This window comes from Kutzneria kofuensis (assembly GCF_014203355.1).
Lineage (GTDB): Bacteria > Actinomycetota > Actinomycetes > Mycobacteriales > Pseudonocardiaceae > Kutzneria > Kutzneria kofuensis.
The window spans coordinates 7,461,568-7,476,233 of sequence record NZ_JACHIR010000001.1 but is presented as its reverse complement, the minus strand read 5'-3'; the positions used below and the strand labels follow the sequence as shown (position 1 = coordinate 7,476,233).

13 protein-coding genes are annotated in these 14,666 nt (G+C 71.5%); 6 read left to right on the top strand and 7 right to left on the bottom strand.

Annotation, left to right across the window (positions count from 1 at the left end; genetic code table 11):
- Nucleotides 1–67: 67 nt before the first annotated feature.
- The 3 genes from BJ998_RS34140 to BJ998_RS34130 form a co-directional block, all read right to left on the bottom strand.
- Complete coding sequence (locus tag BJ998_RS34140; protein ID WP_184867428.1) at nt 68–1,285, bottom strand: GGDEF domain-containing protein; 1,218 nt, start codon at nt 1,283–1,285, stop codon at nt 68–70.
- Nucleotides 1,286–1,540: 255 nt separating this feature from the next.
- Entirely contained in the window at nt 1,541–2,770 is a 1,230-nt protein-coding gene (locus tag BJ998_RS34135; protein WP_184867427.1) for an MFS transporter, read from the bottom strand.
- 77 nt (nt 2,771–2,847) lie between these two features.
- A complete protein-coding gene (locus BJ998_RS34130; protein ID WP_184867426.1) occupies nt 2,848–3,516 on the bottom strand; it encodes a hypothetical protein in 669 nt (222 codons plus the stop codon).
- A gap of 134 nt (nt 3,517–3,650) precedes the next feature.
- Between BJ998_RS34130 and BJ998_RS34125 the strand changes: the two genes are divergently transcribed.
- Together BJ998_RS34125 and BJ998_RS34120 are read left to right on the top strand one after the other, a co-directional pair.
- Nucleotides 3,651–4,640, top strand: coding sequence for an ArsR/SmtB family transcription factor (locus BJ998_RS34125; RefSeq protein ID WP_184867425.1), 990 nt, complete (start codon nt 3,651–3,653; stop codon nt 4,638–4,640).
- 58 nt (nt 4,641–4,698) lie between these two features.
- Complete coding sequence (locus tag BJ998_RS34120) at nt 4,699–6,120, top strand: helix-turn-helix domain-containing protein (RefSeq protein WP_184867424.1); 1,422 nt, start codon at nt 4,699–4,701, stop codon at nt 6,118–6,120.
- 49 nt (nt 6,121–6,169) lie between these two features.
- On the opposite strand, the gene BJ998_RS34115 is transcribed toward BJ998_RS34120, so the two are convergent.
- Genes BJ998_RS34115 through BJ998_RS34105 form a run of 3 tightly spaced genes read right to left on the bottom strand, consistent with a single transcriptional unit; the run spans nt 6,170 to nt 10,409 of the window.
- A complete protein-coding gene (locus tag BJ998_RS34115; RefSeq protein ID WP_184867423.1) occupies nt 6,170–7,609 on the bottom strand; it encodes a dynamin family protein in 1,440 nt (479 codons plus the stop codon).
- The gene (locus BJ998_RS34110; protein WP_184867422.1) at nt 7,606–9,375 is read right to left on the bottom strand and encodes a dynamin family protein; all 1,770 of its coding nucleotides are present in this window, start codon (nt 9,373–9,375) and stop codon (nt 7,606–7,608) included. Before BJ998_RS34110 ends, BJ998_RS34115 begins: the two co-directional genes overlap by 4 nt.
- 14 nt (nt 9,376–9,389) lie before the next feature.
- Nucleotides 9,390–10,409, bottom strand: coding sequence for an IniB N-terminal domain-containing protein (locus tag BJ998_RS34105; RefSeq protein WP_184867421.1), 1,020 nt, complete (start codon nt 10,407–10,409; stop codon nt 9,390–9,392).
- Nucleotides 10,410–10,583: 174 nt separating this feature from the next.
- Between BJ998_RS34105 and BJ998_RS34100 the strand changes: the two genes are divergently transcribed.
- Nucleotides 10,584–12,317, top strand: coding sequence for an Hsp70 family protein (locus BJ998_RS34100; protein WP_312890455.1), 1,734 nt, complete (start codon nt 10,584–10,586; stop codon nt 12,315–12,317).
- On the opposite strand, the gene BJ998_RS34095 is transcribed toward BJ998_RS34100, so the two are convergent.
- Complete coding sequence (locus BJ998_RS34095; protein WP_184867419.1) at nt 12,314–12,673, bottom strand: hypothetical protein; 360 nt, start codon at nt 12,671–12,673, stop codon at nt 12,314–12,316. The two genes, BJ998_RS34100 and BJ998_RS34095, sit on opposite strands and share 4 nt — an antisense overlap.
- Before the next feature lie 70 nt (nt 12,674–12,743).
- Between BJ998_RS34095 and BJ998_RS34090 the strand changes: the two genes are divergently transcribed.
- From BJ998_RS34090 to BJ998_RS34080, 3 genes are all read left to right on the top strand, one after another.
- Nucleotides 12,744–13,514 (top strand): enoyl-CoA hydratase/isomerase family protein, encoded by a 771-nt coding sequence (locus tag BJ998_RS34090; RefSeq protein ID WP_184869117.1) that lies wholly within the window; start codon nt 12,744–12,746, stop codon nt 13,512–13,514.
- A 70-nt stretch (nt 13,515–13,584) separates the two neighbouring features.
- A complete protein-coding gene (locus BJ998_RS34085) occupies nt 13,585–14,358 on the top strand; it encodes a phosphotransferase family protein (RefSeq protein WP_184867418.1) in 774 nt (257 codons plus the stop codon).
- Entirely contained in the window at nt 14,355–14,630 is a 276-nt protein-coding gene (locus BJ998_RS34080; RefSeq protein WP_184867417.1) for a TFIIB-type zinc ribbon-containing protein, read from the top strand. Before BJ998_RS34085 ends, BJ998_RS34080 begins: the two co-directional genes overlap by 4 nt.
- Nucleotides 14,631–14,666 lie beyond the last annotated feature (36 nt).

Sequence of the window (14,666 nt, the reverse complement as noted above, 5' to 3'; positions counted from 1 at the left end):
GGCCACCTCCTCGCTGGAGTCGTCCCCCTTTGGTACCCGCGAACCGGCGGCGCCGCGCGTCCAGCGCCTAGCCCGTTCGGGTGTCACACACCGCCATGCTGCTGACGACCCGGTTCCGGCCGGCGCGTTTCGCCCGGTAGAGGGCAGTGTCGGCGGCGTGCAGCAGTTCGTCCACACCGGACGCGGCCTCCGGGTACACGGCGACGCCGATCGAGGCCGTCAGCGTGGACAACACCGTGTCGCTGTCCGACAGCGGCACCCGCAGCTCGCTGATGGCCCGCCGGATCCGCTCCGCGATGGCCAGCACATCGCCGCTGCGCAGCCCGGGCAGCAGCACCACGAACTCCTCGCCGCCGAACCGGCCGACCGAGTCGTAGTCCCGCACGGACCGCCGCACGGCGCCGGCGACGGCCTTGAGCACCTCGTCCCCGGCCAGGTGCCCGTACGTGTCGTTGACCCGCTTGAAGTGGTCCAGGTCGACCATCAGCACGCCGAACGCCGTCCCCCGGGTCAGCTCCTTGCCGGCCACGTCCCGCCAGGTCGAGGCGTTGAGCAGGCCCGTCTTCTGGTCCTTGGTGGCCAGCTCCTCCAGGTGCTTGACCAGCACGCTGCGGTGCAGCACGAACAGCGGCACGAACAGGAACAGCAGCGCGAACGGCTGGTACACGAGCACCAGCCCGATCACCGCGCCGATGCAGATCGTGGCCAGCTCGAGGGCGTTGTCGTCGGCGGAGCCGACCAGGTCGCGCAGCGACCGCTCGCCGCCGCCGTCGACCAGCAGGCTGACCGCGATCAGCACCCCGTCGACGGCGAAGAACACCACCGCCGCGGCCAGCACGATCCCGATGGACACGGCGTCCAGGTCGGTCGCGCGGGTCAGCACCGGAACGCCCCCCGCGTCCAGCACGAGCCGCGCGGCCCACGCCGCCAGGACCATCGCGGCGGCATTCATCACCTGCCGGTGCGGGTAGCTGCGCTGGATCCGGTAGCTGCGCAGCACGACGTGCGACGAGACCAGCCCGGTCAGCACCGCCACCCACGACATCGGCAGCGTCAGCACGGCCGCGAACACCCACACCGACACCATGTTGATGTGCACGGAACCGCTCATCACGCGGCGCAAACGCTCGATTCGCCGAGAGGCCTCCCCCTGAACAAAAGCGGCGGCCGCCAGGGCCGCCGCGCTCACCACGGGCACATCCGCGCCGCCGGGCTCGGCGAATGCGGTGGCGATGACCGCCAGCGCGCCGAGATCGACGGCAAGCACATACCAGATCGAGAGCACCGGCCGCCCCCACAACGGCCATTTTCCGATTCGACCCAACCCAAGGTCATCTTGTCGTATGCTCGCCATGGCTCTCCCCCCACGGTTTCCATGGAGTATGCGGGAAGCTGCGGAGTGTGTTCTGGAAACGGATCAGGACCACCCGGCTAGCGCAACGGAGGTCGGACAATGCGTGGTAGGACAACCTGATCAGGTCAAGGTGATCCATCCAACGGGGTCGGCGGCGGACCGCCATCCGTCGCCGACCGTGTCCACTCACCCGGTCAGCTGCACGGCCAACTGCGCGGGATTCGCCACCCGGCGCCACGCCAGCGCCAGTCCGGCCGCCAGCACCACCCCGACGCAGCCGACCACCGCCATTCCGCCCGCCGGCGTGAACACCTGAGCGAATGCGCCGGCGACAAGTGCGCCGACCCCTTGCACCGACTGGATGACGGCGGACGCGAATCCCATTCCCTGGGCCCGTACCGAATTAGGCAGTAAACGCGATGCGGTGGTCATCGCTTGAATGGTGTAAATCGTCGCGGCGGCCCCGCTGCACGCGAACAACGCCATCGACAGCACGAGGTTCGGGTAGAGCGCGCAGGCCGCGATCGGCGCGCCGGCGGCCACCCCGAGCCAGCCGACCGACCGCAGCCTGGCCACCTCGGAGAGCCGGTCGAACAGCAGCGAACCGACGACGGCGCCGATCGGGTCGGCGGCCATCAGCAGCCCGACCGCGGTCGGCCCCATGCCCAGCTGCTCGGCGTACGGCGCGCCCAGTGCCTCCGGCGCGATGTAGAACAGCGCCAGCGCGCCGATGCCCAGCAGGATCCGGGTCCGCGGATCGCGCCAGATCACCGTGAACCCGTGCAGGATCGACGTCGGCTCGGCGTGCTCCTCCGACCGCACCGCCGGCCGCGGCCGGAGCCCGGTCCACAGCAGCAGCGCCGACACGACAAACGTCAGCGCGTCGATGGCCAGCCCCAGGTACGGGTTGAGCACGGCGATCAGCAGTCCCCCGCCGGCGAAGCCGGCCAGCTGCGCCGAGTACGTCGTCACGTTGCGCAGCGACATCGCCGTCACGTAGCGCTGCCCGCTGAGCAGGTCCGGCAGGATCGCCAGCTGGGCGGCGTTGAACGGGCCGGTGGCCAGCACCGACACCGCCAGCAGCAGGCACAGCACCGGCAGCGGCACGTTCGGCACGGCCATCGCCGCGACCAGCACCGCCTGCACGACGTTGGCCGCGACCATCACCTCGCGGCGCGGGAACCGGTCCCCCAGGCCGGCCAGGAAGATCCCGCCGAGCAGCGTCGGCACGTAGGTCAGCGCGAAGGTCAGGCCGGTGAGCACGGCCGAGTCGGTGGTGTTGAAGACCAGCACCGCCAGCGCCACCCTGGCCACCTGGTCACCGAGCGTGGACAGCAGCTCAGCCAACCAGAGCGCGCGGAACTCGCCGGTCTTGAGCACGGTCCCGAAGGTGACCCGTGCTGGTTCGGCATCCATCAAGTTGTCCCCCGTAACCGGTGCATCCCCAAATGTCAGTCGACACAGCACCGATCTTCACGAGGGTAGCGGCCTCGTCACGTTGCGTACCGGTTTTCGGCAAGGTCACGCGTGCCCGTCGCGGCCATCTCGTCGCCCAGCCGGCGCAGCACGTCGGCGACGTCGGCGTCGGCGTGGCGGCAGGCCGCGTCGAACACCGCCAGCCGGGCCTCGTAGCGGTCGCCGTCGTACGAGTCGATGCCCTCGGCCAGCCGGTGGACGGCGTCGGCCTTGTCGAACACGATGCGTTCCACCGCGTCGCAGGCGACCCGCAGCGTGTCGGCGAAGCCGCCGATGCGCTGCCACACCACCCGCTGCCACGGGTCGCGGCGCGCGTCGAGCATGTCGGAACAGAGCGACTCGAGGCTCTCGGCGTCGGCCCGCAACTCGGCCAGCGGGATGTCGCGCTGCCTGTCGTAGCGGGCGCCGATCTCCGTGTCGAAGTCGAACGCCCGGTGCCGTCGGCGGGCGTGTTCGGGCCCGTGCCGGCGGAAGTACTCCAGCCCGTCGGCGCCGGCGTCCAGGATCGGCGTGGAGGAAGGCTCGCCCGCGCTGCCGAACACCTCCAGCCGCGCGGCCAGTTCCGCCAGGTAGCCCGTGCGGGCGGTGGTCGTGCCGCAGCACGCGAGCAGTTCCGCCAGCTCGGCCCGGGAATCGCCGATCCGTTCGTCGAAGGCCACGCGCATGCGCAGCGACGCGTCGTCCATCAGCGAGCCCCCCAACGTGATCGTGCACAGTCACCATGGCACGACGGACGCGCGGCTGGTAGGACCTTTCAGGCAGGTCCGAAAGGTCCGGCGGGCCGGGGTGGGACCATTGTCCGGTCAGGGGGGTGGGAGAGATGGCGGGCACGCTGCGGTTGCACTTCACGGCCGAGGATCTGCTGCGCACGCGGGTGCTCACGGAGCCGGACCCCATGTGGGAGCTGGTGCTGAGCGTCGATCACCTCTTGCCCACCGGCGAACCGGACCGTCACGCGGTGTGGCGGCGAGAGGTCCGACCTCGGCTGGCCGACGCCGAATCGCTCCAGGCGTTCCGGCTGCTGCGCCAGCTCGTGCCGCGCCGCGGCAACTTTCCCGACTTCCTGACGCCCTTGCCCACATCGGACGGCATCGAGGGGACGTTCGACGTAATACGGTCTACACCGCGCTCCCGACTCACCCTGGACATGAGCCCCGCTCGGCTGCGGCGTGTCGAGGGCTCCCGGTTCTGCCGCGGCCTGGCCGCCGGCAACGCCGAACAGATGACCGACCTGGTCGGCGCGCTGCGCCGCTACTACGACACGGCCATCGCGCCGGTGTGGGACGAGGTCGGCGACCATGTCCGTGCCGACGGCGAATCGCGGCTGCGTGAGCTGCTCGACGACGGTCTGGGCGGCATGTTCGCCCGGCTCGGGCCGTCCTTCCGATGGCGCTGGCCGTGGCTGGAGACGGACTATCCGCGCTCGCACGAGATCCGGCTCGGCGGCCGCGGGCTGACGCTGGTGCCGTCGTTCTTCTGCGTCGGCGATCCCGTGACCCTGATCGACGAGGAATTGCCGCCCGTGCTGGTGTTTCCGGCCCGGCCGCTGCGCCGCGACCCGGTCGCCGAGGAGCGTGCGCAGTTCCACCTGGCGCAGGTCGTCGGCCGTACGCGCGCCCGGATCCTGGTCGCGCTGCGCACGCCGCGGTCCACGTCGGAACTGGCGGAGACGATCGGCATGTCGCTGGCGTCGGCCAGCCAGCAGGTGACTTTGCTGCGCAACGCGGGCTTCGTGGTGAGCCGGCGCCACGGACAGGCTGTGCTGCACTCCGTCACCCGAAAGGGTAAGGCATTGCTGGAGTTGAACTAACGAAACGACTCGACGGTACGACTATGCGTAGGTCCGAACGACAACCGTCGGGAGCGAGATGACCCACGTGGTCGACGACGCCGTGGAGACCGGGCCGCTGTCAGCACAGGCCGTGGCCGCCGCGTTGGACGGTGACCTCGACACCGCTTCCGTACTGGCCGACCAGGCCATCCTCGACGGCGACCGGCGCGGCGCGGAGGTCGCGGCGGCGGTGCTCGCGCAGCGCGGCATGCTGGCCGACAGCGTCACGCTGTACCGGTGGGCGGAGAGCGTGGACGGTGTCCGCTCCGGCTTCGTGGTCGCGGCGCTGCTGGGCGTCGGCGACCTGGCGCAGGCGCGGGAGCAACTCGCCGCGTTCGACGACTCCGTGCGCACGCCCACTTCGCTGTCCACAGTCGAATCCCTTGTGGCCCATGCGGTGACCGAATCCGTGACGGGGTCGGCCGTGGCCGCGTTGTCCCAGCTCGTGCAGGCGGCCGCGGTGCTGGAACCCCACGCCGGCAAGGTGTTACTGCCGGACACCCCTTCCGCGCTGGCGTGCCTGGTGGCGCTGCATCTGGGGCAGCTGGACATGGCCGAGTCCGCGGTGGGCGACGACTCCATGCGGCACGCCCTGCTCCGCGCCTGGATCTCCTTGCAGCGCGGCGATCTTGCCGCCGCCGACGTGCCGGGGCAGTGCGCCCGTCCCCGTGACGAGCTGTTCGCGGCGGCGATCGAGATCGGCGTGGCCCGACGGCGGTCCGACCTGGCCGGCCTGCTCGACGCGTGGCCACGAGCCCGGGACGCCGTGATCGCGCATCCGGTGGACCTGTTCGTGCTGCAGCCCGTCGGCGAGATCGCCGTTGCCGCGGCACGGTTGCACGAGGACGAGTGGCTGGCGCCGAGGCTGGCGGAAGCCGACGACCTGCTGTCACGGCTGGGCCGGCCGGCGTTGTGGTCGGTGCCGCTGCACTGGTTCGCGTTGCAGGCGGCGGTCGCGTCGGAGTCGCCGTCGACGGCTGCGCGGCACGCCGCCGCGTTGTCCACGATGGCCCGCAGCTCCCGCTACGCCGCGGCGCTGGCCGGGTGCGCGCGGGCGTGGCTGCGGGTGCTGGCCGGGGACGTGCAGGTGGAGCAGGTGGTGGCCGCCGCCCGTGAGCTACGGGCGGTCGGGCTGGGTTGGGACGGCGCTCGGCTCGCCGGGCAGGCCGCCATCCGGACCGCCGACCGCAACGAGATGACGACCCTGCTCACGTGTGCCCGCGCGCTGCACGGGGTCCCGCACAGCGCCGAGGAATCGCCCGCGCCGCAGCTGTCCGCCCGGGAGATCGAGGTGGCGGAGCTGCTGGTCGGCGGCATGACGTACAAGCAGATCGGGGAGCGCCTGTTCATCTCGGCCAAGACCGTCGAGCACCACGTCGCCCGGATCCGGCAGCGTCTCGGCTCGGCCTCGCGCCGAGAGCTGCTGGCCCGGCTGCGCGCCCTGGTCAACGGGCAGTGACCAGGCCACCAGCGCTTTCCGTGCCAGGCGGGGGCTTTCGCCGTGGCGGTCACGACAGCTCGGCGGCCATGCCCTCGCAGGTGCGGACGATCACGCGGGCCACGTCAACGGTCGCCTTGCGTGCCAACGGGTTCTCGGCCTGACGCTGCCATCGGGCCAGGGCGTCGAGCACCGCCGCCCGCTGTTCGGCACGGTCGACGTCCGGGGTGAGGCCGAGGCGGGACCACGGCTGCGCGCCGCCGGCGCCGAGCAGGCGCTCGGCCTCGTCCATGGCGTCCTCACTGAGGCCGGTCACGCAGGTGCGCAGCGCGCCGAGGACACGGAGCTCGGTGAACTCGTGGGCGCCGGCGAGAATCCGCTCGACCTCGTCGCGCAGGACATCCGTACCGGGGCGGGCGTCCTTGCGTAGCAAGGCATCCACGGCCAGCAAGGCGGAGCGGGACTTCAGCAGGTCGCGACGCTGCATGAACTGGGCGGCGAACACGGCCCGCAACTCGTCGATGCCGCTGCGCCGGACCAGCTCCGCGGCCAGCCGGCCGGGATCGCCGAAGCCCTGCCGGACCAGCGCCAGCGACAGCCGCACGCCGAACAGCCCGAACCGCTCCAGCAGCCCGAACCCGCCCGCGTACTGCACGAACCGGTCGGCCGACAGCAGCGCGGACTCGACGTCGGAGCGCGGCTTCGCGGCCATCTCGGCCAGGGCGTCGAACTCGTGCTGGTGCAACGACCGAGCGGTCTCCGCGAGCAGCCCGGCGACGGGCACCACGCCCTGGCACAGTCGCCGCAGCCGCGGATCGGACCGGTACCGCCGCGCGATCCTGGTGGCCGACATCAGCGCGTCCACGCGGCCGACACCGACCTCGTCGGCCCGGGACAGCACGGCGATCGTGTTCACCGGGTTCGCGCGGGCGATCCCGTTGTCGTGGAACGACTCCAGCAGCCGGAGGTCGGCGCTGTGCAGGTGCCGCATCAGGTAGACGACGGCGTCGGCCTCGCTCGGCTCGTCCTCCGGCACGAGAAACCCGTTGGCCCGTGCGGAAACGTCGGTCGACAGCGAGGCGATGCCGGGCGTGTCGATCAGGATGGTGTCCGACAGCCCACGGGACGGCCAGTCCACCACCAAGCGCTCCACGTGCGCGGGGTTCAGGCCCTCCAGGTCGATGCGCAGCGCCCCGTCCTCGCGGTCGACACGCAGCTGACGCGGGCCGCCGACGAGCGGCTGCGCACTGACCCGCGGCCGGTGCCCCTGCCGGTACCAGGTGACGATCCGCGTGCACTCGCCGGCGTCGGTCGGCGCCAGCCGCTCCCCCACCAACGCGTTGAGCAGCGTCGACTTGCCGGCCTTGACCTGGCCGGCGATCGCCACCCGCAACGGCCCGTCCAGCCGGTCCAGGTGATCACGCAGCGACTGCGCGATCTCCGGCGACTCCCGGAACACGTCGACGGCGTCGCGCACCAGCGTCCGCACCTGCCCGCCGAGCCGGCTCATCGGGCCAGCTCCCGGGCCAGGCCGGCCAGGTGGTCGACCCGGGCCAGTTCCGCCGTCACGTCCTTGATCCGCCCGTCCCGGCTGCCCGAGTCCGCCTTCACGGCCTGCTGCGCCGCGGCGAGCGCCTCCTGCACCGACCGGGACAGTTCCTGCGCGTGGGCGGTGAAGTGGTCCCTCAGCGTGCGCTGCAGTTCGCGCAGCAGGTCACGGGATTCCTTGCCCACCTGGAAGATCAGGTCGTCGACGAATCGTCGCGCCGCCGCCTTGGCCTCGCTCTGCCGCCGCTGCAGCATGCGTTTGCGCTCGTCCTTCACGGTCTTGCGGCCCAGCAGCACGCCGGCCCCCACCGACACCGGGTTGAGCAGCGTCAGCCCGGCGACCGTGCTCAGCATGCCGATCATGATCGTGCCGCCGTAGCCGCCGCGCATGCCGGTGATCAGCTTCTGGCCCAGGCTGAAGTACTCCGCCACCGGCATCTCGAACGTGCTCGTGGCGGTCGGCGCGTGGAAGCTCAGGTCCGGCATGGCCTGGTCGCCCGCGTCGCCGAAGTGTTCGGCCACCTGCCGCGCCAGCCACTGCGTCCGCTGGTGCGTCCACACGAAGTTCGCCGACGCCGCGGCGGCCCCGCGCTGGTGCAGCCACAGCGTGAACTCTTCGTCCACAGTGGCCGGATCGACGAGCTCCAGCTCCTCCTCGGCCTCCCGCAACAGGTGCCGCATCCGGTCGCGCAGGTCGTACTCGATGTCCGCGATCAGGTCGCTGACGCCGTCGTTGAGGGTCTGCTGCCAGCGGGCGGAGCGTTCCCGCAGCGCGTCGGCACGGTTGCGGGCGCGGGTCAGCTCGGCGATCAGGTCCTCGGCGTGGTTCGGATTCCGGTACGCGGCCAGCTCCGCCTGCATCGACGCCGACAGTTGCACGGTCACCGACAGCACGTCGTTGGCCACCGACCGGTCGGCGAGCGCGGCCGCCTGGGCGAAAATGTCGTTGCGCAGCCGGTAGATCAGCTCCGGGAAGCCGGATTCCTCGTTGAGCTGCGCGTCCTGGGTGCGGATCGCGTGCTGCCGCAGCGTCGACGAGACGGCGATCAGGTCGGCGTCCACGTCCGCCGCGGCCAGGTGCCCGCGGTTGAGCTCGGCGATCCGCCGCCACTGCGGGTAGAGGTCGGTCTTCGTCAGCACACAGAGGACGGTCGGGCACATCTTCATGGCCTGGCGCAGGAAATCCAGCTCGGGGCCGGTGTACTCCTGGGCCGCGTCGGACACCAGGATCACGGCGTCGGCAGTGGGCAGCACGGCCATCGTGCTCGCCCCGTGCGCCGAGTCGAGGCCGCCGACGCCGGGCGTGTCGACCAGGCACAGGCCGCCGGACAGCACAGTGCGGGGAACCCCGACCTCCGCGTGGCGCAGACGTTCGCGGTTGCCGGGATTCCCCGCTTCCGAGACATGCCGGGCCAGCTGGTCGATCGGCACCGGCCGGCGCTGGTGCTCGTCGTCACCGACCAGCACCACCGACGGCTCCGGGGCGTAGCGGACCAGCGTGGGCACCGCCGTCGCCAGGTCGTCGTCGACCGGGCAGACCGGCGCGTCCACCAGGGAGTTGACCAGCATGCTCTTGCCCTGCTTGAACTCGCCGACGACCAGCACCCGGACCTCCGGGTCCAGCAGCCGCCGGCGGGTCACCGCCAACCGCGCGCCGAGGTCCTCCCTGCGGTAGGCCGTGGTGGCCCGGATCGCGAGGTCCAGCAGCTCGGCGGCGGTCGGCGGCATGGTGACGGCTCCCGTCAGATGTGGATGATGGTGTGGTCGACGTCGTTGTCGGACGCGATGTCGTTGTTCGAGGCGATGTTCGTGTGGTCGTGCGAGTCGAGCTCGGTCAGGCTGGTGTCGTGCGAGTCGTTGCCCGAACCGATCGCCGTGGTGTTGTCCGAGCCGATGTCGTCGTGCGAGTCGTTCCCGGACCCGATCGCGGTGTTGTTGTTCGAGGCCACGTCGTCGTGGGAGTCGTTGCCCGAACCGATCGCGGTGTTGTCGTGGGAGTCGTCGTGCGAGTCGTTCCCGGAGTCCACGGCGGTGTTGTCGTGCGAGTCGTCGTGGGAGTCGTTCCCGGAGCCGATCGCCGTGTTGTCGTGCGAGTCGTTGCCCGAACCGATCGCGGTGTTGTTGTGCGAGTCGGTCGTGTTGTGGCTGTCGGTGCTGTTGTGCGAGTCGCTCTGGCCGGTGCTGCTGCCATTGCTCGCCACGGCCACGTTGCCGCTGCCGTAGGCGTGCACGTCGGTGGAGTAGTCGTCCGCGGAGCCCGTGGCGCTACCTCCGACCGCCACCGCGCCGCCGTGATCGGCCGACAGGTCGCCGTTGAGCACCTCGTTGCCGTTGCCCACGACGTTGTGGTCGCCCGTGGTGACCACGGAGTGGTTGTCGAAGCTCTGCCACACGTCGCGGGCCCACACGTTCTGGTTCACCGAGTTGTCCACCACGGTGTTGTGGCTGTCCACCGAGTAGGAGTAGTTCTGCGTGATGTAGCGGATCTGCTCGATGGCGTGCTCGACGCCGCCGCCACCGTGCACCGGCGGGGGCGGCGGCGGGGTCACCACATGGCTCGGGCCGCCGGCGTCGTAGGTTCTGTCGAACGACTGCGCGGCGTCGATGACGAGCGGCATCGCGTCGTGCACGTCGGCGGCGCACAGGTGGCTGAAGCCGTGGTCGTCGAGCGACTGCTGCGGGTTGGACTCGAACTGGTCGCGGGCGGTCTGGTTGCCCAGCAGCTCCATGATGAAGTCCAGCAAGCTGATTCCGGTCGCCATGGGAATCTCCTCCTCGATCGGCGAGTTGCCCATAACGCTAGGTAGCGATCACCCGCGGGTGCATCGGGTGCCGTCCCCCGTCCCGCATCCCCGGCGTTGGGGGATCCGGTACGGGGGTGCGTTGGGGGATTGTTGGGGGATTTCGACGCTAATGACCACCCAGAGTGTCGCGATGTGCCTCCCGTGGGCTATCTGCTCGGCTTGGACCTCGGGACGACGTTCACCGCAGCCGCCATCCGGCGGGGCGGTGGGTCACCGGAAATGGTCACCCTCGGTAACAGAAGCACGTGTGTGCCCTCGGTGCTGCACATCGGCCGGGACGGCGGCGTGCTCGTCGGCGACGCGGCCGAGCGCCGGGCCGCGGTCGACCCGTCCGGGGTGGCGCGGGAGTTCAAGCGCCGCATCGGCGACGAGACCCCGATGCTGCTCGGCGACGGCGGACACACCGCGCACGAGCTGACCGCGCTGCTCGCGCGCTGGGTCGTCGACCTGGTGCGATCCCGTGAGGGCGGCGAACCCGAGCAGATCGCGATCACGCACCCGGCCGGCTGGGGCGGGCACAAGACCGCGCTGCTGGGCGCCGCGCTGGCCGAGTTCGGGCTCGGTGACTGCCTGCTGCTCACCGAGCCGGCCGCCGCCGCGATCGCGTACGCCGCGACGGAGCGGGTCGCGCCCGGCGACACGATCGGCGTCTACGACCTGGGCGGTGGCACCGTGGACACGGCCGTGCTGCGCAAGGATTCCGTCGGCTCGTTCGACCTGCTCGGCGAGCCCGCCGGCGACGACCACCTCGGCGGCGTCGACTTCGACGAGCTCGTGTTCGAACGGATCCGCCACCAGTTCCCCGAGCTGATGACGGGACTGTCGGCCGACGACCCGCTCGTGGTGAGCGCCGTCGGCCGGCTGCGGCGGGAGATCACCGAGGCCAAGGAGGCTCTTTCCCTCGACACCGAGGTCATGATCCCCGTCCTGCTGCCGTCCGGGCAGCGGCAGGCCCGGCTGATCCGCGCCGAGTTCGAGGCCATGATCCGGGCCGCGCTGGAGGAAACCGTCGACCTGATGCGGCGGACCGTTCGCTCCGCCGGCCTCACCGAGTCCGACCTGGCGGCGGTGCTGCTGGTCGGCGGCTCGTCCCGGATTCCGCTGGTCACTGAGCTGTTGTCGGCCGGGCTGGGGCGTCCCGTCGCCGTCGACGCCGATCCCAAGGCGACGGTTGCCGTTGGCGCGGCGCTGTCGGCGTCGCTGGACACCGTCGTGGAACCGGTGCCCGCCGTCGTCGCGATGGCCGCGCCGCCGGTGCGTCCCAAGGAGCCCGAGATCCCGTTGCACCTGGCCACGCCGGTCCGGCCGCGACGGATGGTCCGGCCTCGGATGCTCGCCGGGGCTGCCGGGCTGGCGCTGGTCGCGATGGCCGGCGGCGCGCTCGTGTACAGCGCGCAGACCACCGAGGTCGGCTCCCCGGCCCAGGCGGCGACTCCCGGCGCCACGCCGACCGTCGCCGAGCCGCCGGCGTCGGGCGCCGCGCACGCAGCGTCGCGCAAGCCGTCCAAGACCACCGGGCACAGCAGTACGACGTCGACCTCGAAGACGTCCGGCAGCAGCTCCACCGCAGGCAGCTCCGCTCAGACGCCGGGGCAGCCGGGCCCGACCACGAGCGCCGAGGATCGCACCGGAGCCCCGATGATCGGACCTCCCCCGGACGACAGCCCGTCGGCGTCGGCCACGCCGCCGCCGGCGACCGATGACACCCCGCCGCCCGCCACGGACAGCAGCCCCGCCGGCGTGCCGCACAACGACCCACCGCCCGCCTACGACCCAGGCACGATCGTCAGCTCCGCGCCGGCCGACCCGACGACGTCGACGATCACCGACCCGGGAACCGGCGCCCCGGCGCCGTCGACGGTCTAGAGCTCGTCGACCTCTTCGGGGGCGTCGTAGATGGGCTCGGTGGCGCCGTAGACCGTGTGGATCTCCACCGAGCCCAGGCCGATCGTCACCAGGTACTCGCGCACCTGCGGCTCGGTGGCGCCACCGAAGATCAGATGTGTTGTCCAGGCCGGACGGTCCGGCCGCTCCTCGAACTGGATGTAGTGCAGTACTCCGTGCGGCACCTCGTTGCGCACGATCACCTGCTCCGGCCGGCCGTACTCGGCCAGCAGCAACTCCGCGTACCCGCCCTCGCCGGCCCCGAGCTGAGCGAACAGCACGGGGTCGAGCAGTTTCACCTGCGGGTGCTCGCCGTTCCACGACGCAATCTCCGACACCCGGCAATCATGAGCGTGAGAGGGTGGGTAAAGCAAAGATCACTGCAGACGGGAGTTGGCCGTGGAGCTGCTGCGACTGGACCGGGAGGACGCCGGGCTGGCCGTGCTGACCGTCGACGCGCCGCCGCTGAACCTCTACACCGCCGCCATGCAGGCAGAACTCGGCGAGGCGATCGGGCAGGTGGAAGCGTCGCAGCCACGGGCGTTGTTGATCAGGGCCGCCGGCCGCGTGGTCAGCGGAGGCGTCGACGTTGCCCTTTTCGACGCGCAGCCGTCGGCCGCCGCCGCCAAGGAACTTTTCGACGAGATGCTGACGATCCCGGACCGGATCGCGGCGCTGCCGTTCCCGACCGTGTTCGCCGCGCACGCGCTGTGCCTGACATGGGCGTTCGAGATCGCCGTCGCCTGCGACGTGCTGCTCGCCGCCGAGCGGGCGAAGTTCGGGCTGGTGGAGAACGTGATCGGCCTGACGCCGACGATGGGCGGCACGCAGCGGCTCGCGGCGCGGGCCGGCGTCGGCCGGGCCAAGGAGTTCGTGATGACCGGCGACCGCTACGACGCGGCGACGCTGGAGCGCTGGAACGTCGTCAACAAGGTGCTGCCGGACGAGGGCTTCGACGACGCCGCGCTGGCGTACGCGCGACGGCTGGCCGCCGGCCCGACCAAGGCGCACGCGGCGACCAAGCAGGTGCTGCGGCACTTCGAGCACGGTGGCGTCGCCGAGGCGAACGCGCACGTCACCGCCATCGCCGCCGAGCTGTTCGACACCGACGACCTGCGCGGGGCGGTGCGCTCCTTCCTGACCGACGGTCCCGGCAAGGCGACTTTCTCAGGTCATTGACAGGTTCTCCGGGAACCTTCGCTCCATTACAGACCGTTTACCCAGTGTTGGTGAACGGAGGAGGTGGAGCGTGGCAGCCGGAGTTGTCGTCAGCACGGCCGACGAGGTCGTCAAGGCCCATCACGACGGCGTCGACGGCCGCGCGCTCGCCGACCGGATGCGCCTGGCCGCGCATCCGGCTCTGCACGGAATCCTGTTGCCGCCCAAGGATTGCCGGCCGATCGCGGTCGGCGACCGCTGGGTGAGCGTGTGGCCGCTGGGCCGTCCGGTCGCCGACGACGAGGCGACCGCGCCGTGGGCCGAGGCCGGTGGGCTGCTCGCCCGACTGCATCGCGTCGACCCGTCCCGGCTCGGCCCCATCCCCGCCGCCGGCACCCCCGCGCGCCTGTCCGGCGCCATCTCCCGCTTACCCGCAAGTCGTGACGCCGCAACGGTTCTCGCCGCGTGGGAGACCGTCGCGCCGCTCGAACCCGGCTACCACCTCGTGCACGGCGACTGGCACCTCGGGCAGCTCGTGCAGTATCGGGGCCGGTGGCTTCTGATCGACGTCGACGACCTCGGGCTCGGCGATCCCGGGTGGGACCTCGGACGGATCGCCGCCGGCTACGCCGTCGGGGCGCTGCCGGAGTACGGCTGGCAGCGGTTCCTCGCCGGTTACCGCGCCGGTCACGGCCCCGCCCTGCCCCTGTCCGGCGACCCTTGGCCGTTCCTCGAACCCATCGCCCGCGCCTTCGTGGTCTACACCGCCGCGACGGCCCTGCTGACCGACCGCCCCCTGGACGACGTGGACCGGGCAATGCTCGCCGCGTGCCGCCGGATGACCGATAGTGAGGAGACCCGATGAACTGCCCCAAGTGCCCCGGTTCCATGCGGAGCTACGAGCGCAACGGCGTGCACGTCGAGCAGTGCGACACGTGCCGCGGCATCTTCCTGGACCACGGCGAGCTCGAGGCCCTCACCCGCGCCGAGGCCCAGTGGTCCAGCCAGCAGTGGGGCGGTCCGCAGCAGCACTACGCCGGTTCCCGCGACTACGGCGGCGGCCACCACGGCGGCCCCGGTTGGGGCGACCGCCGCCAGCGCAAGGGCGGCTTCGGTCGCTTCCTGTTCTCGTCCTGACGACGCCGCGTTGGGCCTTGCCTACCGGTGAGGCCC

Excerpts from the sequence above, each read along its gene's own strand:
- BJ998_RS34135 (WP_184867427.1), bottom strand. The coding sequence starts at position 2,770 with ATGGATGCCGAACCAGCACGGGTCACCTTCGGGACCGTGCTCAAGACC.
- BJ998_RS34130 (WP_184867426.1), bottom strand. The coding sequence starts at position 3,516 with ATGGACGACGCGTCGCTGCGCATGCGCGTGGCCTTCGACGAACGGATC.
- BJ998_RS34125 (WP_184867425.1), top strand. The coding sequence starts at position 3,651 with ATGGCGGGCACGCTGCGGTTGCACTTCACGGCCGAGGATCTGCTGCGC.
- BJ998_RS34120 (WP_184867424.1), top strand. The coding sequence starts at position 4,699 with ATGACCCACGTGGTCGACGACGCCGTGGAGACCGGGCCGCTGTCAGCA.
- BJ998_RS34115 (WP_184867423.1), bottom strand. The coding sequence starts at position 7,609 with ATGAGCCGGCTCGGCGGGCAGGTGCGGACGCTGGTGCGCGACGCCGTC.
- BJ998_RS34110 (WP_184867422.1), bottom strand. The coding sequence starts at position 9,375 with ATGCCGCCGACCGCCGCCGAGCTGCTGGACCTCGCGATCCGGGCCACC.
- BJ998_RS34105 (WP_184867421.1), bottom strand. The coding sequence starts at position 10,409 with ATGGCGACCGGAATCAGCTTGCTGGACTTCATCATGGAGCTGCTGGGC.
- BJ998_RS34080 (WP_184867417.1), top strand. The coding sequence starts at position 14,355 with ATGAACTGCCCCAAGTGCCCCGGTTCCATGCGGAGCTACGAGCGCAAC.